The following is a 21596-nucleotide window of genomic DNA, read 5'->3' on the forward strand; positions in this document are numbered from 1 at the left end:
CCCCTCTCCCGCAGGCGGGAGAGGAGAGCAAACAAAGGGGAATGGCTACCGCGTCAGAACACGTTGACGTCGGCGACCGCGCCGGCCGCGCGCACCACGCCATCGGCGGGAGGCGCCACCGTCTCGGCCAGCCATTCCGGCTCGGTGGCTGCCGCCAGCGGATCCTGCGGCAGCACGCGGTGGCGCAGCACCAGCTGCGCCAGGCGCATGCGGCGCACCGAGCCAATGCGGCCCGCTTCCCAGGCCATCGCCACCGCGGTGGTCACGTGGTACAGCGCGGAAGCCGCCTGGCGCGCCAGCAGGTCGCCCTCGGCGCCGGCTTCGGCGGCCTGCGCGGCCAGTTTCGCCGCAGCGGCGATGGCGCCCTCAAACGTGGCGCGTGCATGCGCGTGCATCGGCGTATCGGCCAGCAACCCGGCAAGATGTGCCTGCAGCACCGGCAGCGCGCCTTCGCGGCGGATCGCGCGCAGCACGTCGAGCGCGACGATATTGCTGGTGCCTTCCCAGATCGAGCCGAGATGGGCGTCGCGCACCAGGCGCGGGTCGCTCCATTCCTCGATATAGCCGCAGCCGCCGCGGATCTCCATCGCGTCGCCGGTGACCTTGCGCGCGTCGCGGCAGGCGCGGAACTTGATCAGCGGCGTCAGGATGCGCATCAGCGGGTAGGCGTCGGCCTCGCCGGCATCGGCGCGGCGCAGCGCCTCGGCGGTCTGGAACACCATGGTGCGGGCCTGCTCGGCGGGCAGTGTCAGCTTGAGCAGCTGGCGGCGCATCAGCGGCATGTCTTCCAGGCGCTTGCCGAAGGCGCGGCGCTCATGCGCGATGAACAGGCCCTCGGTCAGCGCGCGGCGCATCAGGCCGGCGGCGCGCACGCCGTTGGACAGGCGCGAATTGTTGATCATGTCGGCCATCTGCACGAAGCCGCGGCCGGGTTCGCCGACGAGGTAAGCCTGCGCGCCTTCCAGCCGGATCTCGCCGCTGGCCATCGAGCGGGTGCCGAGCTTGTCCTTGAGCCGGATGATGCGGTAGTGGTTGTCGCTGCCGTCGGCCAGCTTGCGCGGCAGCAGGAACAGCGATACGCCCTTGTGGCCGGGCACGGCGTTGCCGGCTTCGTCTTCCACGCGCGCCAGCACCATCGCCAGCGCGGCATCGGGGTTGGAGCAGAACCACTTGTCGCCGTGCAGGCGCCAACCGCCCTCGGCGCCTGCATCGCGCACCGCGCGCGTGGCGGTGGCGGCCACGTCGGAACCGGCGCCCTGCTCGGTCATGAACATGGCGCCCTGGTACAGGTCTTCGAACACCTGCGTGGTCAGGTTGGGCAGGAATTTTTCGACCAGTGCCGGATCCCCGAACTTGCGCAACGTGCGCGTCAGCGAGTCCGTCATCGACAGCGGGCAGCACAGGCCGAATTCGGCTTGCACGAACAGATATGTGAGCGCGTACTTCGCCGCCGGCGGCATGGGCTTGTCCCAGCCGAGCACGCCGCCGCGGTGCGAGGCGGCGGCCAGCCCGAATTCGGCGAAGGCCACGCGCTCCATTTCCACATAGGCAGGATGCTTGTCGATGCGCTGCGCGTCCACGCCGCTGCGGGTGCGATAGCTCAGCGTCGGGGGGTTCTGGTCGGCCACGGCGGCCAGTTCGTCGAGCACGCCGCCGGCCAGCACGCCCATGCGCTCCAGGTGCGGCAGCAGGTGATTGAACAGGTCCGCGGGCAGGTAGAGCGGCAGCAGCGCACGCAGCTCGGGGTCGGCGGCGAGCAGGCTGCCACCCTGGCGGTCGGGCACCGGATGGGCGGCGGCGGGGCTGTCAGGCTGGGCGTGAGGTGCGGCATTGCGCACGGCGCTGGTCGGCATGTCTGGTCTCCTTGGCGGGTGGACCGGCATGGCTGACGAACACGCTGCGGCCCTTTGGTCTGCATTATTCAAACCCCAAGGATTTGCGTCTAATTCTAAAATTGGCTTGATCCATATAATTTTTGTATCGCCATGGAATTCCGCCACTTGCGCTATTTCCTTGTGCTGGCAGAGGAACTGCACTTCGGCCGGGCCGCGCGCCGGCTCGCCATTTCGCAGCCGCCGCTGTCGCTGAACATCCAGCAGCTCGAAGCCTCGGTCGGCGCCCGGCTGTTCGACCGCGACAGCCGCGGCGTGCGCCTGACCGCGGCCGGACGCGCCTTTCGCGAATCGGCAACGGCCTTGCTGGCGCAGGCCGAAGCAGCACGGCTGCTGGCGCGCGAGATCGAAGCGGGTGCCATCGGCCGGCTGCGGGTCGGCTTTGTCGGCTCGATGCTGTATCGCGGCCTGCCGCAGATCCTGCGCGGCTTCGAGGCGGCTTACCCTGGCATCCAGGTGGCGCTGACCGAACTGAATTCGCAGGAGCAGATCGATGCACTGCTGCACGACGAGCTCGACGCGGCATTTATCCACACCGGGCGCGTGCCGGACTCGCTGCAAGCAACCCGCGTGCACGCCGAACCGTTCGTCTGCTGCCTGCCGGCGGACCACCCGCTCGCGGCGCAGACGGAACTGGCGCTGGCGGACCTGCGCGGCGAAGCCTTCGTGCTGTTCTCGCGCAAGGCGTCGCCGGATTACTACAGCCGTATCTTTGATATGTGCGCGGCCCAGGGGTTTTACCCGCAGATCCGGCACGAAGTACGCCACTGGCTCTCGGTGGTGTCGCTGGTCTCGCAGGGCATGGGCGTGGCCGTGGTGCCGGCGGCGTTGGCGCGCTCGGGCATGGCAGGCGCGGCGTTCCGGCCGCTGGCGGGCACGGCGGTGCGCTCCGAAGTCTATTGCGTGTGGAAGACGGCGCCCGACCATCCCGCCCGCGACAACTTTGTGGCGATGGTGACCACGCAGGCGGCGTCGAGAGGGGCCGACCCCAAAGAAAAAGCCACCGGCACGGTGACCGATGGCTTGTGAAGTACGCGTGGAACGGGGTGTTCAGCGTGCTTGCAGCTTAACGCCGCAGGCTTGCGGCATCCAATAACGCAAATGCAGTAATTGCAGGGTGTTGCATGAAACCTGTTGCGTTAGGTTCTGGAAAGCCGAACTCCGAAATGCCGGCGGCCTATATGTGCCGCCACGCTGACATGCCACCGCCAGCCCCCAAGCTAGTCCCTTCGGCACGCGCGTCTTCAACGGTTATCAACGGTTATCATTCGCCTCCTGCCGCGCTGGCGCGGCGGCTGGCGTGCCTGCCACTTGCAGGGCATCGCCGTGCCTTATTTGCGATACAATGAAAACGATTTTCATTTACGTACCCAGCGAGGTCATGCCGGCCGCACCACGGCCGCGTCGGACGACCGCGCCAATGGACTGGAAGCATGATGCGGCTGTCTGAACTTCCACGGCGCACGCCCGCCGTAGTGCAATCGGTGGACGACGCCACGCCCGGCGACCCGATTGCGCGCCGCCTGCGAGAGCTGGGCTTTGTCCCTGGCGAGATTGTCCAGATCATCGCCTATGGGGCCTTCGGCATGGATCCGCTGGTCGCGCAGGTCGGCTTTACCCGCTTTGCGCTGCGCCGCGTGGAAGCGGCGCGCATTGGCGTCGAGCTTGCCAGCGCCTCGGTGACCAGCATCGTGCCCGCCGAGGCGAGCGAACAGCCCGGCGCCAAGGCGTCCACACCGAATGAGCGGACCAAGCGGACCGCCTGAGCCCTTCCGGAACATGTCAGCAGCAGCCTCTCCGAATCCTGCCCTGCGCATCGCGCTGGTAGGCAACCCCAATTGCGGCAAGACCGCACTGTTCAACCGACTGACCGGCAGCCGGCAGAAGGTGGCCAACTACGCCGGCGTGACCGTCGAGCGCAAGGAAGGCCATTTCGTCTCGCCGGCCGGACGCCAGGTGCGCATCCTGGACCTGCCAGGCGCCTACAGCCTGCACGCAGCCAGCCTGGATGAAGGCATCACGCGCGACGTCTGCATGGGCGTGCGCGCGGGCGAGCAGCGTCCCGACCTGCTGGTGTCGGTGGTGGACGCGACCAACCTGCGCCTGCACCTGCGCTTTGTGCTGGAACTGCGCCGCCTGGGCCTGCCGATGGTGGTGGTGCTCAACATGAGCGACGCCGCCGCGCGCCGCGGCATCCGGATCGATCGTGACAAGCTGGCCGCCGCGCTGGGCGTGCCGGTGGTCAGCACCGTGGCGGTCAAGCGCGACGGCGCGGCCGCGCTGCTGGCGCTGCTCGACGGCGCCCTGCCTGCCGCGCCGGCACCCACGCCCGAACCCGCCAGCGATGTTGACGTGCACGCGGATGTCAACCGCTTGCTGGCCGCATCGGTCAGCATGCCGGCGCGCACCGCGGCGCTGGACGACCGCCTCGACCGCATCGTGCTGCACCCGGTGTTCGGCCTGCTGCTGCTGGCGGTGCTGCTGTTCCTGATGTTCCAGGCAGTGTTCTCGTGGGCCGAGCCCCTGATGGACGGCATCGAGGGCGGCGTGCACTGGGCCGGCGAACTGCTTGGCGCGCATATGCCCGACGGCCTGCTCAAGAGCCTGCTGGTCGACGGCCTGATCGCGGGCCTGGGCAGCGTGGTGGTGTTCCTGCCGCAGATCCTGATCCTGTTCCTGTTCATCCTCACGCTGGAAGAATCGGGCTACCTGCCGCGCGCCGCATTCCTGCTGGACCGGCTGATGATGGGCGCGGGGCTGTCCGGCCGTTCGTTCATCCCGCTGCTGTCGAGCTTTGCCTGCGCGATCCCCGGCATCATGGCCACGCGCACTATCCAGGATCCGCGCGACCGCCTCACCACCATCCTGGTGGCGCCGCTGATGACCTGCTCGGCACGCCTGCCGGTGTATGCGCTGCTGATCGGCGCCTTTATCCCCGAACGCACGGTGATGGGCCTGTTCAACCTGCAGGGGCTGGTGCTGTTCGCGCTGTACGTGGCCGGGATCATCAGCGCGCTGGTGGTGGCCTATGCGCTCAAGTTCTTCCGCCGCGACCGCACCGACCATCCGCTGCTGATGGAGCTGCCGTCGTACCGCATCCCCAATGTGCGCGACGTAGCCATCGGCCTGTGGGAGCGTGCCCGCATCTTCCTGTCACGCGTGGGCAAGGTGATCCTGACGCTGACCGTGCTGCTGTGGTTCCTGTCGACCTTCCCGGCGCCGCCGGAAGGCGCCACCGCGCCGGCCATCGACTACAGCTTTGCCGGCATGATCGGCCACGCGCTGCAGAAGGTGTTCGCGCCGGTGGGCTTCAACTGGCAGATCTGCATCGCGCTGGTGCCGGGCCTGGCCGCGCGTGAAGTGGCGGTGGGCGCGCTGGCGACGGTATATGCGCTGTCGGGGAGCGAGGAAGCCATGGCCACGCAGCTCGCGCCGATGATCGCGGCACAATGGTCGCTGGCTACCGCGCTGGCGCTGCTGGCCTGGTATGTATTCGCGCCGCAGTGCATCTCGACGCTGGCGGTGATCCGCCGCGAGACCAACTCGTGGAAGGTCATGGCAGGCTCGATCGTGTACCTGACCGGGCTGGCCTACCTGGCCGCGTTCGTCACTTATCGCGTCGCGCTGCTGTTCAGCTGACGCCATCGCTGCCATGACGCTCTACCACGCCATCGAAACGCTGCTGGTCCCGCTGATCGTGCTGGTGTGCGCGGTATCGGTGGTGGCGCGCTATGCGCCGCGCACGCGCGAGCGCGTCAAGGCCGCGCTCGCGACACGCCTGGGCGGCGCCGCCGCGAGCGGCTGGCGCGGCCGGCTGGTGCGCTGGCTGGCCCCGCAGGCTGCCTCAGGCTGCGCCAGCGGCTGCGACGACGGCGGCTGCGACACCTGCGGGTCCAACACCGCCAACGCCACCGACGCGCAAGGAAAGCCTGCCGAACAGGTCGTGCGCTTCGTGCGCAAGCGCTGAACGGCGCGTCTTTCCTCCTCTTTTCCCTCCATTCCCCCTTCGGGGCCCGTTTTCTCTTCTACGCAGAAATGGGTACGGCCGCTGCTTGCGCGGGATGCGCTGGCGGCGGTTTGCGCGCACTCGTGCCGCGTCCCTGAGCGGGCTGGCGAGCGTGCGTCGCAGCCCGTGCAGGCCCGTTGCGTGGCACGCAGAAATGGGTACGCTTTGCGTGCGAGGCATGGCTGGCGTGGGCTGCGGTGCGGGCAAAGCGCGCGGTTGCTGGAGCTGTGTGGCGGGCTCTGCTGCGCACGGAAACCGCCTGTCGCTGTCGCGCAGAAATGGGTACGCTTTGGGAGCAATGCCGTCGCTCCCGGAGCCGCCGGCCCGCATCCAATGCAAAACGCCCTCCGCATCGGAGGGCGTTTCACTTGCGCGCGGGAACGTTGCTGCTTACTTGACAGTGCCGACGAAGACCAGCTTCAGCGGCGTGTTGTCTTCGATCACCGTGCAGGTGGCAGTGATGGTGAAGTCGCCGGCGGCGGTGCCGGTGGCTTGCACCTGGTGCGGCAACATGAGCATGCTGGGCGTCAGCGACACCGGACCGGTGCTGGTCCACTTCCAGTCCTTGCACTGGGTGTACTGCGCATCATCGCCCAGGTGCCGCATGCGCGCGGTCACTTCCACCGGGATCGCCGGCGTCAGCAGCAGCGTCAACGGCTGCTGGTTGTCGTCGACCAGCGACCAGGTCGGATTCTCGGTAACGGACAGGGCGGCAGCCGGGCGCGCAGCCAGCTTGGTGCTCACGGCGGTCACCGTCAGCGTGCTCTGGACCGGACCGGTGCCCTTGGCCAGGCTGCTGCTGACCGTGGCGTCGTGCGTACCCGCGGCTTCGGCAGTCGACAGCGTCGGCGAGGTAGCGGTGTAGGTCCAGGTACCGTCGAAGTCGGCCGTGACATCCTGGCCGTCGTTGCGCAGCACGCGCGAGGTGAACCTGGCCGGATGGTCGTTGAGCACCTGCAGCGCATCCACCGGCTGACCGTAGCGCGTGGTCACCACGCGATAGGTTGCCGAGCCGTTCTTCGCGACCGTCACCACGATGACGCCGCCGATTGCGCGGCCATCCGGCGCCGTGACCGACACCGACACGTCAGCCGTCACCGCCGCGGTGGCCGAGCTGTTGCTCGCCTTCAGCGTGGCGTTGTTCTGGCTGGCCGTGACCTGGACCGCGGTGGCGCTGCTCGCCCACGCCCAGCTGTTGACGCTGGCCGAGACGTCATTGCCATTGCTGTCGATCAGCGACACCTTGACCGGCAGCTCCTGGCCGTCGCTCATCGACAGATTGTTATTGGGAATGGACAGGCTGTAGCTGACCGCGGAAGCCGGCACCACGGTAATGGTGGCGGTCTGCGCAGGCAGCGTGGTGGTGGTGTTGTCGGCGTTCTTGACCGTCGCGACCACCTGCACGTTGGTGGTACCGGTGGCGATGCCGCGGACCACCGCATTGGCCGGCGTGGCCGGGACCGGCTCGACCGTGGCGACGCCATTGTCGATGCTGCTCCAGGTGAACACCGTATTGCCGCTGACATCGACGCCGTTGCTGTCCACGGCCAGCGCGCTGATGGTGAGCGTGCGGCCCACGCCTACCTCGCCCGAGGTCGTGCTCATCTTGACGGTGAAGGTCAGCGGCGTGGTCGCGGCAGGCGTGGCGGGCGAGCTCGAGCCACCGCCACCACCGCCGCAGGCGGCCAGCAAGCATGTCATGGCCGTCCCTGCCAACCAGGTTGCCCACGTTCTCAGTTTCATGATGTTCCCCCGTGTGTTTTTTCCCGCGCTACCAGACTAGGCGCAACGGTTCCGGCGCAATACCGGCCAGATGACTGAGGGATAACGTACGGAAATGCGCCTGACTCATCCTTTCAGCGCACACGCGACCGTCCTTCGGTCGAGGCGAACCGGCACGACACCGCCGTTTGGCTTGCGATGTGGAAGTGCGGGTGGGAGAGGCGACGGGCTTCAGCGCGGGCATCGATGCGAACCTGCACGGCGTCGCTGCGCGCGGTGGTTTCGGGCGTGAACCGGTACCCGCGGGCAGGCTTTGGCGCGGGCACCGCGCCAGCCGGCGGACGAAGCCGCCGCGGCCTGATACGGCGCCGGCCGCAAGGGGATCCGAAGAAAACCGGTGTGCCCCGCCCCCACGGAGCACACCCGGAAAGACGCCCTTGCGGACGCCCACGACATGCCCGGTGCCACGGCGCCCGCCTTCGCGTGAAAGCTTGCGGGCGCTGATCTCCTGCATAGCGTAAGGGCTGGCGCACCGGCTCGCCACGAATGATTCCGCATGTCGTTATTAGCGGAGGATTGGCACCGCAACACCGTTGTCGCGCGATCGCGACGCCCCCGCGTGTGGCGGCGGCAAGACTTGTTTTGCGTCAAGGTCGGTACGGACCCGCTCGGCCAAACTGGCCGCGGCCTCTCTGCCAGACCAAGACAAAACATCATGAACAAGCTCTCTCTCCGTACCCGGCTCACCTGCTCGGCCATCGCCGCCTGCGCCATGCTCGGCGCCTTTGCCACGCCCGCCCTGGCCGCTGACGACGCTCAGGGCAACTGGATGGTGCGCCTGCGCGGCACCTATCTCGACATGAGCAAAAGCTCCGATCCCGTAGGCGGCGTGGGCGCATCGGACCGAATCACGGTCAACAACAAGTGGATCCCCGAACTCGATGTCACCTACTTCTTTACCCCCAACATCGCCGCCGAGCTGGTGCTGACCGTGCCGCAGAAGCAGAACGTCTATCTCGACGGCAACAAGATCGGCACCTTCAAGCACCTGCCGCCGTCGCTCCTGGTGCAATACCACTTCATCCCCAACGGCACCTTCCGTCCGTATGTCGGCGCGGGCCTGAACTTCACCCGCATCTGGGACGAGAACCTTGCCAACAACGCGCTGCAGCTCGACAGCTGGAGCGTGGGCCCGGCGCTGCAGATCGGCATGGACTACAAGCTGACCAAGAACTGGTTCCTGAATGCCGACATCAAGAAGATCTGGCTGTCGAGCGATGTGAAGGCCGGCGACGTCAAGGTTTCCAAGGTAAACCTGGACCCGTGGCTGTTCAGCATGGGCGTGGGCTATCGCTTCTGAGCGGCAACCCGACAGTAAAAAAGGCCGGCGCCCGAAGGCGCCGGCCTTTTTTACGTTGGCGGCGGGAAAAACGTCGCGGCCTAGCGGAACGCCGGCTCGTCGAAGCTGCGCAGCTTGCGCGAATGCAGCTGCTCGACGCCGTTCTCGCGCAGGATGCGGATCGCCTCCAGCCCGATGGTCATATGCTGGCTGACACGTTGCCGGTAGAACGCATTGGCCATGCCGCGCAGCTTGAGTTCGCCGTGCAGCGGCTTGTCCGAGACGCACAGCAGCGTGCCGTAGGGCACGCGCAGCCGGAAGCCGTTGGCGGCCACCGCGGCGCTCTCCATGTCGATGGCGATGGCGCGCGACTGGTTGAAGCGCGCGTACAGCGACTTGGACTTCAGCTCCCAGTTGCGATCGTCGGTGGAAACCACGGTGCCGGTACGCATGCGCGTCTTCATTTCGCTGCCGGACAGGCCGGTGACGCGCGCCACCGCTTCCTGCAGCGCCACCTGGATTTCGGCGATCGGCGGCACCGGCACCCACGGCGGCAGGTCGTGGTCGAGCACGTGGTCGTCGCGCACGTAGGCGTGCGCCAGCACGTAATCGCCCAGCTGCTGCGAGCGGCGCAGGCCGCCGCAGTGGCCGACCATCAGCCAGCAATGCGGGCGCAGCACCGCAAGATGGTCGGTCATGGTCTTGGCGTTGGACGGGCCCACGCCGATATTCACCAGCGTCACTCCCAGCTTGTCCTCACGCACCAGGTGGTAGGCCGGCATCTGCGGCAGCGCGCGCGGGCGGGTCGCGTCTTCGGGCTCGGCACCGCCGAAGTCCTGCACCACGTCGCCGGGCTCGACGAAGCGGGTGTAGCCGCCGCCGTCGCTGCTGCCCATCAGCCCGCGGCCCAGCGCGACGAACTCATCGACATAGCGCTGGTAGTTGGTGAACAGCACGAAGCGCTGGAAATGCTGCGGCGCCGTGCCGGTGTAGTGGTACAGCCGCTGCAGCGCCAGGTCCACGCGCTCGGCGGGGAACAGCGACAGCGGCCAGGCCTCGCCCGGGATCGGCTCGTAGGTGCCGTTGGCGATGCCGTCGTCGATGCGGCTGAGCTCGGGCAGCACGAACGAGGCCTCCAGCTCGCGCGCCTGGGTGTAGCTGATGTCGGTGGTCGAGGCCTCGATCACGAACGGCAGCGGAATCGGGCGCCGGCTCAGGCCCACGACCACCGGAACGCGGTGGTAGCGCATCAGCCGTTCGATCTGATCGCGGTAGTACTCCGCCAGCAGGTCGGGGCGAGTCACCGTGGTGCCGTACACCCCGGGGTAGGCCACCGTGCCCCAGGAGGGGCGGCTGTCGGTGACCATGGTCTCGATATTGACCGAGATCCCCAGGTATGGGTAGCAGGCGTGCGCGGCCGAGGGCAGCGGCTTGCCGCTGGCGAATGCATCGAAGCGCGCGCGCACGGCGCCGACCGAGGCGTCGTAGATTTCGCGGATGCGCGCCAGCGCTGCATCCGCGTCAGAAAATTCGGCGAGCTGGTCGGCCGGATGGGCTGAGGAGAAGACGGGGGCATTCATGCAGGCCATGATACCCCGCCCGCGCGCTGGCGTGAGCAGCACCCCACCCAGCCTGAAGCCAAATTGACGCGCCCGCGCCCGCTCGCTACACTCCGCCAATTGTGCGGCGCGGGTTCCCGTGCCGTTCTCGACTCGCGGCGCCCCTGGTGGCAAGGGGCGGCGAGGGGCCGTACATGCTTCACTGGGAGAGCCGCCAATGGAAATCCGTAACCTGTTGCCCGAGGACATCGAGGCAGCCAGACAACTACTGATCGCCAATGGCTGGTCCAACCGGATAGGCGGTCCCGACAAGTTCGCGCGGCTGGTGGCCAATTCCCAGCGCGTGGCCGTGGCAGTGGAAGACGGCGAGATCGTCGGCTTCGCCCGGGCCCTGTGCGATGACGTCTCCGACGGCTTCCTGTCGATGGTTGCCGTGGCCCCGAACCACCGCCGGCGCGGCATCGGCCGCGCGCTGGTGCGCTACGTCATGGGCAACGATCCCGATATCACCTGGGTGCTGCGCGCGGCGCGCTCTTCCGAAGCGGCCTTCTTCGGCCAGCTCGGCTTTACGCCGTCGATGGTGGCGATGGAGCGGCGCCGGCCCTGAGCCGGACCTGAACCGGACCTGAGCCGGCGCCAGCCTGTCCCGGCCCTTACTCGGCTGATCTCGCCTGCGCGCCCATCTTGCGCCGGAATTCCCCGGCCGTACCGACCTGCCTGAACAACGGCCCGCCCGGCGCAAAGCGGTCGGCGCTGGACAGCGGACCCACCACCACGGGCTCGAAGCCCGCATCCCGCACCAGCTGCGCCGCCACGTCGAGCGCGGCCTTGTCGTCGCCAGCAATCGGCACCGCGACCAGCCCGCCTTGCCGGTGATGCTCGCTGGCAAACTGCGCCGCCCCCATGAAGTTGAACGCCCGCACCACGCGAGCCCCACGCAGGTAGCGCGCCGTGGTCAGGCCGATGCCGTCGCGCCGGGTCTCTTCGGCGATCGGGCCGTCGCGGTGATCAAAAGCGTTGGTGGCGTCGAGCACGATCTTGCCCCGCCAGGCCTCGGCGTGGTCGCGGCTCAGCTGCGGCAGGGCGCCATAGGGCGTGGCCAGGAACAGCACGTCGGAGAAGGCGATGGCCTCGGCCACGGTGCCGGCCCGGGCAAGCGTACCCATTTCTGCGACCATCGGCTTCAGGGCTTCGGGGTGACGCGAGGAGAACAGCACGGGGTGTCCGGCCTTGACCCACAGTCCACCGATGGTGCCGCCGATGCGGCCGGCGCCGATCACACCGATTGGCTGCGCCGCGGCATTGCGGCCGGCACTTTGCGAGCGCGCGGGGAGCGGCAGGCTGGCGGCGAGCGCGGTGCAGGCCGCGGCGCCCAGCAACAGGCGCCGTTTGCGATCGAGCGGGGATGCAGGGGTTGCCATGGCGCGCCTCCGGCAAGGAACCGCGGCCCGTGCCGGTCCGGCGCGGGCCCATGGCATGACTCTAGGCGAAAAAACGCGGCGTGCGCTCCGGCCTATCGATCCGTGCGGATCGGACCGTACTCGGCCGGCACCCAGGTATAGCCGGCGGTATCGCGGCGCACATGGCCGAGCCCGGGGAACGGCAGGTGCGCGCCGCCCACCCACAGCTTGCCCTTGGCCGCATCGGCCAGGATGCGCTTGCGCGTGATCACCGCGGCATGGCTGTCGGTATCGAACTCGATCGCCACCTGCGGGCGGCGGAACTGCACCGCATGGCTGTGGATGATGTCGCCCCACAGCAGCAGGCTCTCCTTGCCCGAGGTGAGCAGGTAGCCACTGTGGCCCGGCGTATGCCCGTACGCGGGCAGCGCGCGCACGCCCGGGATCGGTTCGGTACCGTTGCCGCCGTTGAAGGTGTGGAACCGGTTGGCCGCCTGGTACGGCGCGACCGCGGCGCGTGCCATCGCGAACAGCCCCTGCGCTTCCTTCGGCGCCGCGGCGGCATTGGCTTCGCTGAGCCAGTAGTCGGCGTCAGCCTTGTCGACATGGACCGTCGCGTTGGGGAAGGCCGGCTGGCCGTTCGGTGCGAGGCCGCAGGCGTGGTCACCGTGCAGGTGGGTCAGCAGCACGGCATCGACCTGTTCGGGCGCATAGCCCGCCGCGCGCAGGTTGTCGCCGATGCGCCCGAGCGTGGGACCGAAGCATGCCGCCGCGCCGGTATCGACCAGCACCAGGCTGCGGCCGGTATTGATGAGGTAGGCATTGACCGCGGTCTGCATGCCCGGCGTCGACTCGACGAACATCCGTGCCAGCAGGCTTTGCACCTCGCGCGCGCTGGTGTACTTGAGGATCTTCGGGTCGAGGTCGATGTAGCCGTCGTACAGCGCGGTGACTTCCAGCTGGCCGATCATCATGCGGTAGTAGCCTGGCACCTGCGTCTTCTGCTGCGCCGCGGCGGCATGGGCGGTGCCGGTCGCGGCCGGCAGCAAGGCGCTGGCCATCGCGGCGGCCAGCACGATGGCAGGCAGGCGCAGCGCCTTGTGCATGGCGTGGCCGGGTCGGGCATTGGCGAGGCGCGCGGCGGACTGCAGCTTCATGTCTGGTTCCTTGTTGTTGGTCGTTCTCGAGGGAGGCAAAGGCGTATGTTAAGCCGGATGTCGACGCACCGGAAAAGCACGCGGGACGCTGACGGCCGCGGCAATGAACGACACGAAACGGCACAGGAACAGCCACGCAGAAATAGGTACGCCCGGCCAAAGCGTACCTACTTCTGCGTAAAAAACGGGGCCACGCGGCCCCGTTTTCCATTCATGCGAACTTGCAACGGCTCGTCGTCACTCGGGCTGGATATTCGCCGCCTTGATGATGCGACCCCACTTGCCGGACTCCTGCGCCTGGAATTTCGCGAGCTCGGCGGGCGTGCTGGTAAACACTTCGGTGCCTGTCGACTGGTAGAAGCTGGCCGCGGTGTCGCTGCGCGCGGCCTTCACCATCAGCGCGTTGAGCCTGGTCACCACGGGCTGCGGCGTTCCGGCCGGCGCATACGCCGCGAACCAATAGCTCATCTCATAGCCCTTGACGCCGGCCTCGTCGATGGTCGGCACGTCGGGCGCCAGCGGCGAGCGTGCCTTGCCCGAAACGCCCAACGCGCGCAGCTTGCCGCTCTTGACCTGCGGCAGGCCCGTGGCGGTGTCGGTGATCATCATCTGGATCTGGTTGCCGAGCAGGTCGGTGATCGCCAGCGGGTTGCTCTTGTACGGCACATGCAGCAGCTCGACGTGCGCCATCTGCTGGAACAGCTCGCCGGCGATGCGCGACGACGAGCTGCCGCTGCCGAAGCTGAGCTTGCCCGGTTGCTTCTTTGCCAGCGCGATGAACTCGCCCACGGTCTTGGCCGGCACCTGGGGGTTGACCACCATGATCTGGCCGCCGCGGCCGAGCGCGGTCACCGGCGCATAGTCCTTGACCGGGTCGTATGGCAGCTTCCTGAACAGGTGCTCGTTGGCGGCATGCGTGGTGTTGGTGCTGATCAGCACGGTGTAGCCGTCGGGCGCGGCCTTGGCGACGTCAGACGCCGCGATAAAGCCGTTGGCGCCGGGCTTGTTGTCGACCACCACGGTGACCTTGCTGTCCACCGTGATGGCCTGGCCGATGGCCCGCGCGAGCTGGTCGGTGGCGCTGCCGGCGGCGAATGGCACCACGAAGCGGATCGGCTTGTCGGGGAATTCGGCCCACGCCTGTCCGGCGGGCAGGACCAGTGCGCACAGCGCGACGGCGGCCAGTGGCTTGAGGAATCGGTGCATCGTTGTCTCCTGTAGAAATCGTTGTTGGTGCGGATTCAGGGTGCGGCCGGCGCCAGCCGCGGCGGCAGCGGGATCTGCAGCTGCAGCAGGCGGAATGACAGCGCCTTGCCGTGGGTGTCGAGGTTGAGCGCGTCATTGACGCCGCCGTCGAGCACGCCGTCGATGACGAAGTTCATGGCGTGCAGCGACGGCACCAGGTAGCGCGTGACGGCGCTGGGCCGGCGCTCGCTGAACAGCGCGCGCACGGCGTCCTCGGTGACATGGGCAACCAGGTGCTCGTAGTCGCGCGCGTCGTAGGCGATCACGCTGATGTTGGAACGGTCGCCCTTGTCGCCGGTGCGGCCGTGGGCGAACTGGTAGAGCGCGGCGGTGGCAGTATCGATCGTGGTCATGGCGTCGTCCTCAGGCGATGAAGCGATGCGTGGCGGTGACGGCTTCGCGCGGCACCAGGCACGACACGGCGTTAAGACGCGCGCGTTGCGCCGTGCGCACGCCACCGCCGCCGGCGGGGCCGCAGGTGTAGAGCGCGTTGACCTCGCGCAGCAGCGCCTGCGCCACCGCGGCATCGTCATGCGCCAGCGCCGCGCGCAGGCGCACGTCCTGCGCTTCGGCTTCGGACGGCTGGCGCCGGGCGAGCATCGCGCCGGCGTCGTCGGCAAATACGCTGAGCACGCCGATCAGGTCGAAGCGGATGGGCACGTCGTGGCCAAGCATCTGCATGCGCCGGCGCAGGATGTCGGCCGCCAGGCGCGCGCGGGCAGCGGCGTTCGGGCCGGCATAGGAAATCTCGCCTTCGGCCAGCCAGCCGCCGTGGCTGAACACATTGGCCTTGAGCTGCGCCGGGCGGGCGTGGCCGCGCACGTTGCGCACCGCCACGCGGTCCGGGCCAATCTGCGTGACGATGACGGCGCCAATGTCGGCGACTACGTCAGGGGTCAGGTACGCGGCCGGATCGTGGACTTCGTACAGCAATTGCTCCTTGACCGTGCGCAGGTCGACGCAGCCGCCGGTACCGGCTGCCTTGAAGATCTCGATGCCGCCGTCGCTGGCGAGCTGCGCGATCGGAAAACCAAGCGCGTGGACATCGGGCACGTCCTTCATGTTGGGATCGGCAAAGTAACCGCCTGTAACCTGGGCCCCGCACTCGAGCAGGTGGCCGGCCATGGTGGCGGCGGCGAGCCGGTCCCAGTCGTGCCACGACCAGCCGTGATGCGCCATCGCCGGACCCACCGCCAGCGCCGGGTCGGCGACGCGGCCGCACACCACGACCTGCGCGCCGCCGGCCAGCGCCGCGGCGATGCCTTGTGCGCCGATATAGGCGTTGGCGCAGACAAAGCGCTCGGCGTCGAAGGCGTCGCCAAGGATGCCCTGGAGCAGCGCGCGCCCGGCGTCGTGCGAGAGATCGTCGCCCTCCACTACCGCCACGCGCGGCACCGGCAGGCCGAGTTCGGCCGCCAGCTGCAGCACGCGCCGCGCCGCCGCTTGCGGATTGGCCGCGCCGAAATTGCCGATGATGGGAATGCCATGTTGCAGGCACAGGCCGAGCACCGGCGCCAGCAGCGCATCGAGCAGCGGTTCGTAGCCGTGCGCGGGATCGTTGCGCCGCGCCAGCTGCGCCAGCGCCAGCGTGCGTTCGGCCAGCGTCTCGAAGATCAGCGCCGCGGGCTGGCCGGCGGCGATCAGGGTGCGCACCACCGGCAATGCGGCGTCGGTGCGGTCGCCGGAGAAGCCGGCGCCGGAGCCGATCAGCAAGGGAGCAGTCATGGTCGGGGCAAGGTTGTTGGCTGGGTCGAAGCCATTCTAGGTCGCACCCGTCCAGCCAAAAAACGGATTATTTGGATTAATCTATCGCCTTATTGGATAAGTACGAATCCTCGATGAACCTGTCGGTCAAGCACCTGCGCGCCTTCGTGGCGCTGGCAACCTACCGCAACTTCACCCGCGCGGCGCGCGCCTGCCACCTGTCGCAGTCGGCCTTCAGCGCACTGGTGCAGACGCTGGAGGAGCAGGCCGGCAGCCGCCTGTTCGAGCGCACCACGCGCCACGTTGAGTTGAGCACTGACGGCGTGCGCTTCGAGCAGACCGCGCGGCGGCTGCTGGCGGATTTCGAAGCGGCGTTTGAGGACCTGCGCGCGCACGCCGAGCGGCGCAAGGGCCGCGTGTCGATCGCCGCGCTGCCGTCGCTGGCGGGCGGCGACCTGCCGCCGCTGCTGGCACAGTTCCGCGCACGCTACCCAGGCATCGTGCTGGAACTGTTCGACCAGTTGGCCGATGGCTGCATCGAACTGGTCCGGCAGGGCCGCGCCGACTTCGCGCTGGCACCCGCGCCGGCGCAGGACGACGACCTGCGCGTCGAGCCGCTGGTGCGCGACACCTTCCACCTGGTATGCCCGGCCGGCCATCCGCTGGCGCGCAAGCGCCGCATCGCGCCGCAAGCCCTGGCGGGCGAGCCGTTTATCCAGCTGTCGCGCACGACCAGCGTGCGCCAGCATCTCGACGCTGCACTGCACCCGTTGCGGGTACACAGCGTGATGGAGGTGGAGCACCTGGCGACCGTGGCGGCGCTGGTGCAGGCCGGACTCGGCATCAGCGCGGTGCCGTCGCTGGCGCTGTTCCAGTTCCGGCGCGAGGGCCTGGCGATCCGGCCGCTGCAGCTGCCGTCACTGGTGCGCGATATCTGCCTGGTGCGGATGAAGGACCGCGGCGACTCCGCGGCCGCCGCGGCAATGATCGAAAGCCTGCAGGCGTTCTACCGCGGCGGCAAGGCTCCGGCGCGGCGCTGACCCGCCCCCATCACCCTCGCGGACTGGCACGCAGAATTGGGTACGCTTTGCCGTTTGCGGCTGGTCAGAAGTGGCCGAGGTAGCCGCCGTCGACCGCCAGCACGTGCCCGGTGATATACGACGCCGCCGGCGATGCCAGGAATACCGCCGCGCCCGCGATCTCATCCGGCCGGCCCCAGCGGCCCAGCGAGGTACGCTGGCGCAGCCACTCGGCCACGCTTTCGTCGTCGACCATCGGCTGGTTCGGTTCGGTGGCGAAGTAGCCGGGCGCGATCGCGTTGACGGTGACGCCGAAGCGGCCCAGGTCCGCGGCCAGCGCGCGCGTCAGCGCATCCAGCCCGCCTTTGGTGGCGGGATATAGCACGTCGCCCGCGCGCGCGACCTGGCCCGCGATCGAGCTGACGTTGACGATGCGGCCGTACCGGCCGCGCTGCATCCGTTGCGCGGCGTGGCGGCACAGCGTATAGGGCGCGACCAGGTTGGTCTCGAGCATTTCGCGCAGGTCGCCGGCATCGAGATGCGCCATCGAGCTGCGGTTGCGCGCGCCGGCGTTGTTGACCAGGACATCGAGCCGGCCATGGGCGGCATCGATCCGCGCGAACGCTGCCTCGACCGCCGCTTCATCGGTGATGTCGAGCACCAGCGCCTCGGCGCTGCCGCCGCGCGCGGCCAGGGTGGCGACCGCGTCGTGCACGCGCGCCTTGCTGCGCGCCGCCACCAGCACATGCGCACCGGCATCGGCCAGCCCGGCGGCAATCGCCAGGCCCAGGCCCTGCGCGCCGCCGGTCACCAGCGCGACGCGCCCATGCAGTGAAAACGGGGTACGCGCAGCGGCGTCGGGGGATGAGATAGGAGTAGCCATGCGGGCGAATATACCGCAGCAGGCCGGCCCACGTTGCGCGCAGCCAGCCTGCCCCGCAGGCCTGTCCGCCCGCTCGCTCAGCGGATCAGCTTGCCGGTGGAAGAGACGATCGACATCTCGACAAAGGACGAGCCGGTATGGCGCGCGGCGCTGTAGCTGATCAGGATGCCGCCGAGGTCATAGTCGCGCAGGCCTTCGAGCGCGCTGACCAGGCGCTCGCGCGTCGGCTCGGGCCCGGCGCGGCGCAGGCCTTCCACCAGCACCTTCGCCGACATGAAGCCTTCCATGCCGGCGTTGGACGGCTCCACGCCCTGCTGCCGCGCCTGGTTGCGGTACTCGCTGGCGAGCGTCATCTGGCTGGAGTTGGTTCCCGGCACCACCTGCGTGATGATCAGCCCGCGCGCATCGTCGCCCAGCTCGCGGATAAAGGAATCGGCGGCGTTGTTCGACAGCGTGACGAACTGCGCCTGGCTGCCGGCGCGGCGCAGCTCGCGGATGATGCGCGCGGCTTCCGAGCCCGAGCCGATCACCAGCACCGCCTGCGGGTTGGCCTTGTTCATGGTGGCAACGCCCTGGCTGATGTCGCCCATCGGCCGCGCGAAGCTGACAGCCGCCGCCGGCTGCACGCCGCGCGCCTGCAGCGCGGTGGTATAGCCTTCGAGCACGTCCTGGCCGAAGCCGTCGGTGGTGTGGAAGATGCCGATCCGGCTCATCCCGGTAGTGGCCAGGTGGTTGATCGCGCGCGCGACTTCATCCTGGTACTTGGCGCGCACGTTGAACACGTAGCGGTTCACCGGCCGGTGCAGCGTGATCGCACCGGTCAGCGGCGCCACCAGCGGCACCTTGTGCTCGGCCACCAGCGGCAGGATGCTCTCGTTCTGCGGCGTGCCGCGCACCATGAACAGCGCGAACACCTTGTCTTCGTCGAGCAGCTTGCGCACATTGTCCGGCGTGCGCTTGGCATCGAAGCCATCGTCGTAGGTGACCAGCTCGATGCGCCGTCCCGCCACGCCGCCACTGGCGTTGACCGAGCGCAGGTACACCTGCGCGCCGGCGATCTGCTCCTTGACCGAACCGGCGACCGGGCCGGTGATGCCGGCCGACTGGCCGATGCGGATGGTGTTGCGGGTCACGCCCGGTTCCGCCTGCGCCGTTTGGGCGGCCCATCCCAGCGTGGCGGCCAGCACGCCGCACGCGATCCATTTCGCCTTCATCGTTGTCCCCTCTGGTATGTCGTTCTTCTGTTGCACGATTGCGCGCGCTGCGCACGGCAATAGCCATGCGCCGTTGCGAAAATTACCGCATGCGTCAGGCCAGGGCAAACAGGAGGTGGAGGGGTGTTGCAGCGGCATCACACCGGAACCGGATGGCGGTTCCGGTGTGGCCAGCCACGCGCTAAGAGATGCGCGTCAAGGCGCGCCACGCGGGGGCGCGCGAGAGACTGCGGATGGCCTTTGCCCTCACGACGGCAAGGCCTGCTGCGGACGGATCAGGGGAAGGCCGGCACGGCCGGATCGAGACCGGCGAAACGGGCTTCCGGATGCGCGTTCTGCAGCAGCGTTTCGATTTCCTCGACGCGGCCGCGCGGCACGTCGACCATCAGCAGGATCTTGCCCGCCTCGATGTCCTTCTCGAACGCGCGCAGGCGGCTGTTGGGCGCAGAACTGCCGATCATGCTCGCGGCCCATGCGCCGAACACCGCGCCGAGCACCGCCAGCACCCCGACCAGGCCCCACTGCGGCGTATCGCCGACGATCGGGAACATGGCCACCACCACGCCAGCCACCACGCCCACGCCGCCGCCGACCATCAGGCCCATTTCCGCGGCATGGACGATGTCGGACGTCTGGAACAGGTTGGCTTCGTGCAGGCCCGTCATGTCTTCGCCGTCGCGCGCCACGAAGTGGATGCGGCGGTTTTCGACGCGGGCGAGCAGCAGGTCGTCCATGGTGCGCCGGGCGCTTGCCACGTCGGGCAACAACCAGAAGATGCGTTTGCGCATGTCTCTCTCCTTGTTCAGGCCGCGCCGTTGGTGTGGGTAGACCAGGTGAGAAAGTACCGCTGACGGCGCGGGGTTATTTCGTTGTACGCCGTTCGGGTGGCAAGCGCAAGGCAACCGCCGGGTCGCTTCGCGCGCGCACGCGCATGTGAAGCGCACGCGTGCCCTGCTGGTGCAAGGCACGCGTCACGTGAGTAAGAAACGCCTGGAAAAGCGCGGCGAAAGCCGCTTCAGAAAGTGATCGGCAGGCGCAGGTTCACCTGCAGGTCTGGCGTGTCCCGTGTCAGGCCCGCACCCACCGACAGGTTCAGCGTGTAGCGGTCGTTGAAGCGGTACGAGTAGCCCACCAGCAGCGTGCCTTGCGTGATGCGCACCGAGCCCGGCACGGTCTGTCCGTTCTGCTTGGTCGGCCAGATGATGGCCTGGTCATAGCCGATACTGAACGAGGCCTTCTCGTTGAGCGACAGGCCCATGCCGAAGCTGAACTCGAAGATATCGCCCGGGGCGATCTTGCCCAGGTTCTCCGTCTGGCCGTTGAGCACCGTGCGGCTGACGTTGTCGCGAGCAAAGTTGTGCAGGTAGCTGAAGGTACCGAAGAACACCGCGGGGTCGGTCGGCAGCAGCCAGGTGATGCCCGGCTGGATGGCCTGGAAGCCGGTGCCGGTCGGCAGCCCGAGCGGCAGGCCGGTGCCGGTGGTGTTGCCCACGCAGCGCGTCACGCAATCGGTCACCACTTCGAACGGATCCGTGCCGGTGGCCGACTTGTAGCGCAGCCAGCCGACGAAGTACGGCATCTTCTCGTTGCCGTAGTTGAGCTGGTAGCGCACCGTCGCCTCGACGTCGCCGAGGCCGGCGCCGCTGGCATTGAATACGTTGTCGACGGCGGTGCCGGTGAAGACTTCACGGCTGATGGTCGAGCCCGAGGTCTTCACATAAGGCACCTTGGCCTCGACTTCCAGCCGCTTGGTCACGCCATAGCGCAGCGCGATCGACGGGATGTAGGTCGAGGTCTTGACCTCGCGCACATCGAGCAGGCCGATCAGGATCGCGGGGATCACCGTGTAGCCCACCAGCGCCACGCGGTTGTTGGACGAGTAGCCGTACTGGAAGCCAGGCTCGACCACCAGCTTGCCCTGCGCGGTCAGCACGCCGGGCTGGTCGATGATCGGCGCGATCTCGGGCGGCCGGGTTTCGCGCTCGGGCGGGCGGCCCACGGGTTCTTCCACGGCCACGGTCTGCGGGTTGGCGGACTCGCCCGCCTGCGGGCCCTGCGCGACATCCTGAGGCGGCTGCAGCGTGATCTGCTGCGGGTTGTTGACCGCGTTGGGCGCGCTTTGCGCCGCGCTGGCCGCCGCCGCAGCGGTGGCGGCATTGGTGGCATTGTTGGACGGCGACACGCCGCCGCCGACGCCCTGGCCGCCGCGCTTGGTGGCCAGCACTTCATTGCTGATGACGCTGCGCAGCTCGCGGATGACTGCCTCTTGTTCGGCCAGTGCCCGCTTCATGGCGTCGAGCTGGGTGGCCTGTTCGGCGAGTTCCCTTTGCAGCATTTCCAGGCCCGCCGCGGGTCCGCCCGCATCCGGCGTCTGGGCCTGCGCCAGGCCACCGAGCAACAGCAACGTCGAGCATCCGGCATTCCGGATGCCCTGCATCGACCGCTTCTTCATCACG

At 68.4% G+C, this 21596-nt stretch carries 19 protein-coding genes; 7 read left to right on the top strand and 12 right to left on the bottom strand.

The window, feature by feature from the left end; genetic code table 11:
- Positions 1-53 precede the first annotated feature (53 nt).
- Positions 54-1853: an acyl-CoA dehydrogenase family protein gene (locus K309_RS0103200; RefSeq protein ID WP_029045069.1), complete on the bottom strand. Its 1800-nt coding sequence runs from the start codon at positions 1851-1853 to the stop codon at positions 54-56.
- A gap of 132 nt (positions 1854-1985) precedes the next feature.
- Between K309_RS0103200 and K309_RS0103205 the strand changes: the two genes are divergently transcribed.
- The 4 genes from K309_RS0103205 to K309_RS0103220 all read left to right on the top strand — a co-directional run bounded on the left by K309_RS0103205 (position 1986) and on the right by K309_RS0103220 (position 5859).
- Entirely contained in the window at positions 1986-2921 is a 936-nt protein-coding gene (locus tag K309_RS0103205; RefSeq protein WP_029045070.1) for a LysR family transcriptional regulator, read from the top strand.
- Positions 2922-3328: 407 nt separating this feature from the next.
- Positions 3329-3658, top strand: a complete 330-nt coding sequence (locus tag K309_RS0103210; protein ID WP_029045071.1) for a FeoA family protein — start codon at positions 3329-3331, stop codon at positions 3656-3658.
- A 13-nt stretch (positions 3659-3671) separates the two neighbouring features.
- Positions 3672-5531 carry a ferrous iron transporter B gene (gene feoB / locus K309_RS0103215; protein WP_029045072.1) on the top strand — a complete coding sequence of 620 codons (1860 nt, stop codon included), beginning with the start codon at positions 3672-3674 and terminating at the stop codon, positions 5529-5531.
- A 13-nt stretch (positions 5532-5544) separates the two neighbouring features.
- Positions 5545-5859 (top strand): DUF6587 family protein, encoded by a 315-nt coding sequence (locus K309_RS0103220; RefSeq protein WP_029045073.1) that lies wholly within the window; start codon positions 5545-5547, stop codon positions 5857-5859.
- Positions 5860-6288: 429 nt separating this feature from the next.
- Here the strand turns inward: K309_RS0103220 and K309_RS0103225 are convergent, their stop codons facing one another.
- Complete coding sequence (locus K309_RS0103225) at positions 6289-7599, bottom strand: hypothetical protein (RefSeq protein WP_029045074.1); 1311 nt, start codon at positions 7597-7599, stop codon at positions 6289-6291.
- Between the two features lie 736 nt (positions 7600-8335).
- Here K309_RS0103225 and K309_RS0103230 point away from each other — a divergent pair.
- Entirely contained in the window at positions 8336-8980 is a 645-nt protein-coding gene (locus K309_RS0103230) for an OmpW/AlkL family protein (protein WP_029045075.1), read from the top strand.
- 80 nt (positions 8981-9060) lie between these two features.
- Here the strand turns inward: K309_RS0103230 and K309_RS0103235 are convergent, their stop codons facing one another.
- On the bottom strand, positions 9061-10548 hold the full coding sequence (locus K309_RS0103235; protein ID WP_035876699.1) for an AMP nucleosidase: 1488 nt from the start codon (positions 10546-10548) through the stop codon (positions 9061-9063).
- 187 nt (positions 10549-10735) lie between these two features.
- Between K309_RS0103235 and K309_RS0103240 the strand changes: the two genes are divergently transcribed.
- A complete protein-coding gene (locus tag K309_RS0103240) occupies positions 10736-11125 on the top strand; it encodes a GNAT family N-acetyltransferase (RefSeq protein WP_029045077.1) in 390 nt (129 codons plus the stop codon).
- Positions 11126-11171: 46 nt separating this feature from the next.
- Here K309_RS0103240 and K309_RS0103245 read toward each other — a convergent pair whose 3' ends face one another.
- From K309_RS0103245 to K309_RS0103265, 5 genes are all read right to left on the bottom strand, one after another.
- Entirely contained in the window at positions 11172-11939 is a 768-nt protein-coding gene (locus K309_RS0103245) for an NADPH-dependent F420 reductase (protein ID WP_029045078.1), read from the bottom strand.
- 92 nt (positions 11940-12031) lie between these two features.
- A complete protein-coding gene (locus tag K309_RS0103250) occupies positions 12032-13024 on the bottom strand; it encodes an MBL fold metallo-hydrolase (RefSeq protein ID WP_029045079.1) in 993 nt (330 codons plus the stop codon).
- 288 nt (positions 13025-13312) lie between these two features.
- Positions 13313-14281 (bottom strand): Bug family tripartite tricarboxylate transporter substrate binding protein, encoded by a 969-nt coding sequence (locus K309_RS0103255; RefSeq protein WP_029045080.1) that lies wholly within the window; start codon positions 14279-14281, stop codon positions 13313-13315.
- A gap of 35 nt (positions 14282-14316) precedes the next feature.
- Positions 14317-14673: an AtuA-related protein gene (locus K309_RS0103260; protein WP_029045081.1), complete on the bottom strand. Its 357-nt coding sequence runs from the start codon at positions 14671-14673 to the stop codon at positions 14317-14319.
- A 10-nt stretch (positions 14674-14683) separates the two neighbouring features.
- A complete protein-coding gene (locus tag K309_RS0103265) occupies positions 14684-16045 on the bottom strand; it encodes an acyclic terpene utilization AtuA family protein (RefSeq protein ID WP_029045082.1) in 1362 nt (453 codons plus the stop codon).
- Between the two features lie 113 nt (positions 16046-16158).
- Between K309_RS0103265 and K309_RS0103270 the strand changes: the two genes are divergently transcribed.
- On the top strand, positions 16159-17064 hold the full coding sequence (locus tag K309_RS0103270; RefSeq protein ID WP_029045083.1) for a LysR family transcriptional regulator: 906 nt from the start codon (positions 16159-16161) through the stop codon (positions 17062-17064).
- Positions 17065-17128: 64 nt separating this feature from the next.
- Here the strand turns inward: K309_RS0103270 and K309_RS0103275 are convergent, their stop codons facing one another.
- The 4 genes from K309_RS0103275 to K309_RS0103290 all read right to left on the bottom strand — a co-directional run bounded on the left by K309_RS0103275 (position 17129) and on the right by K309_RS0103290 (position 21592).
- Positions 17129-17926: an SDR family oxidoreductase gene (locus K309_RS0103275; RefSeq protein WP_029045084.1), complete on the bottom strand. Its 798-nt coding sequence runs from the start codon at positions 17924-17926 to the stop codon at positions 17129-17131.
- 77 nt (positions 17927-18003) lie between these two features.
- Positions 18004-19140, bottom strand: a complete 1137-nt coding sequence (locus K309_RS0103280; protein ID WP_029045085.1) for an ABC transporter substrate-binding protein — start codon at positions 19138-19140, stop codon at positions 18004-18006.
- Positions 19141-19415: 275 nt separating this feature from the next.
- Positions 19416-19928: a hypothetical protein gene (locus tag K309_RS0103285; RefSeq protein ID WP_029045086.1), complete on the bottom strand. Its 513-nt coding sequence runs from the start codon at positions 19926-19928 to the stop codon at positions 19416-19418.
- A gap of 227 nt (positions 19929-20155) precedes the next feature.
- Positions 20156-21592: an acetate kinase gene (locus K309_RS0103290; RefSeq protein WP_029045087.1), complete on the bottom strand. Its 1437-nt coding sequence runs from the start codon at positions 21590-21592 to the stop codon at positions 20156-20158.
- Positions 21593-21596 lie beyond the last annotated feature (4 nt).

Origin of the sequence: Cupriavidus phytohabitans, assembly GCF_000426345.1 — a bacterium.
Taxonomy (GTDB): Bacteria; Pseudomonadota; Gammaproteobacteria; order Burkholderiales; family Burkholderiaceae; genus Cupriavidus.

Bases quoted from the DNA above. Each gene is read 5' to 3' on its own strand.
- K309_RS0103260 (WP_029045081.1), bottom strand. From the start codon at position 14,673: ATGACCACGATCGATACTGCCACCGCCGCGCTCTACCAGTTCGCCCAC.
- K309_RS0103230 (WP_029045075.1), top strand. From the start codon at position 8,336: ATGAACAAGCTCTCTCTCCGTACCCGGCTCACCTGCTCGGCCATCGCC.
- feoB (WP_029045072.1), top strand. From the start codon at position 3,672: ATGTCAGCAGCAGCCTCTCCGAATCCTGCCCTGCGCATCGCGCTGGTA.
- K309_RS0103245 (WP_029045078.1), bottom strand. From the start codon at position 11,939: ATGGCAACCCCTGCATCCCCGCTCGATCGCAAACGGCGCCTGTTGCTG.
- K309_RS0103210 (WP_029045071.1), top strand. From the start codon at position 3,329: ATGCGGCTGTCTGAACTTCCACGGCGCACGCCCGCCGTAGTGCAATCG.
- K309_RS0103275 (WP_029045084.1), bottom strand. From the start codon at position 17,926: ATGGCTACTCCTATCTCATCCCCCGACGCCGCTGCGCGTACCCCGTTT.
- K309_RS0103285 (WP_029045086.1), bottom strand. From the start codon at position 19,928: ATGCGCAAACGCATCTTCTGGTTGTTGCCCGACGTGGCAAGCGCCCGG.
- K309_RS0103280 (WP_029045085.1), bottom strand. From the start codon at position 19,140: ATGAAGGCGAAATGGATCGCGTGCGGCGTGCTGGCCGCCACGCTGGGA.
- K309_RS0103200 (WP_029045069.1), bottom strand. From the start codon at position 1,853: ATGCCGACCAGCGCCGTGCGCAATGCCGCACCTCACGCCCAGCCTGAC.
- K309_RS0103205 (WP_029045070.1), top strand. From the start codon at position 1,986: ATGGAATTCCGCCACTTGCGCTATTTCCTTGTGCTGGCAGAGGAACTG.
- K309_RS0103270 (WP_029045083.1), top strand. From the start codon at position 16,159: ATGAACCTGTCGGTCAAGCACCTGCGCGCCTTCGTGGCGCTGGCAACC.
- K309_RS0103290 (WP_029045087.1), bottom strand. From the start codon at position 21,592: ATGAAGAAGCGGTCGATGCAGGGCATCCGGAATGCCGGATGCTCGACG.
- K309_RS0103240 (WP_029045077.1), top strand. From the start codon at position 10,736: ATGGAAATCCGTAACCTGTTGCCCGAGGACATCGAGGCAGCCAGACAA.
- K309_RS0103235 (WP_035876699.1), bottom strand. From the start codon at position 10,548: ATGGCCTGCATGAATGCCCCCGTCTTCTCCTCAGCCCATCCGGCCGAC.
- K309_RS0103250 (WP_029045079.1), bottom strand. From the start codon at position 13,024: ATGCACAAGGCGCTGCGCCTGCCTGCCATCGTGCTGGCCGCCGCGATG.
- K309_RS0103255 (WP_029045080.1), bottom strand. From the start codon at position 14,281: ATGCACCGATTCCTCAAGCCACTGGCCGCCGTCGCGCTGTGCGCACTG.
- K309_RS0103220 (WP_029045073.1), top strand. From the start codon at position 5,545: ATGACGCTCTACCACGCCATCGAAACGCTGCTGGTCCCGCTGATCGTG.
- K309_RS0103225 (WP_029045074.1), bottom strand. From the start codon at position 7,599: ATGACATGCTTGCTGGCCGCCTGCGGCGGTGGTGGCGGTGGCTCGAGC.
- K309_RS0103265 (WP_029045082.1), bottom strand. From the start codon at position 16,045: ATGACTGCTCCCTTGCTGATCGGCTCCGGCGCCGGCTTCTCCGGCGAC.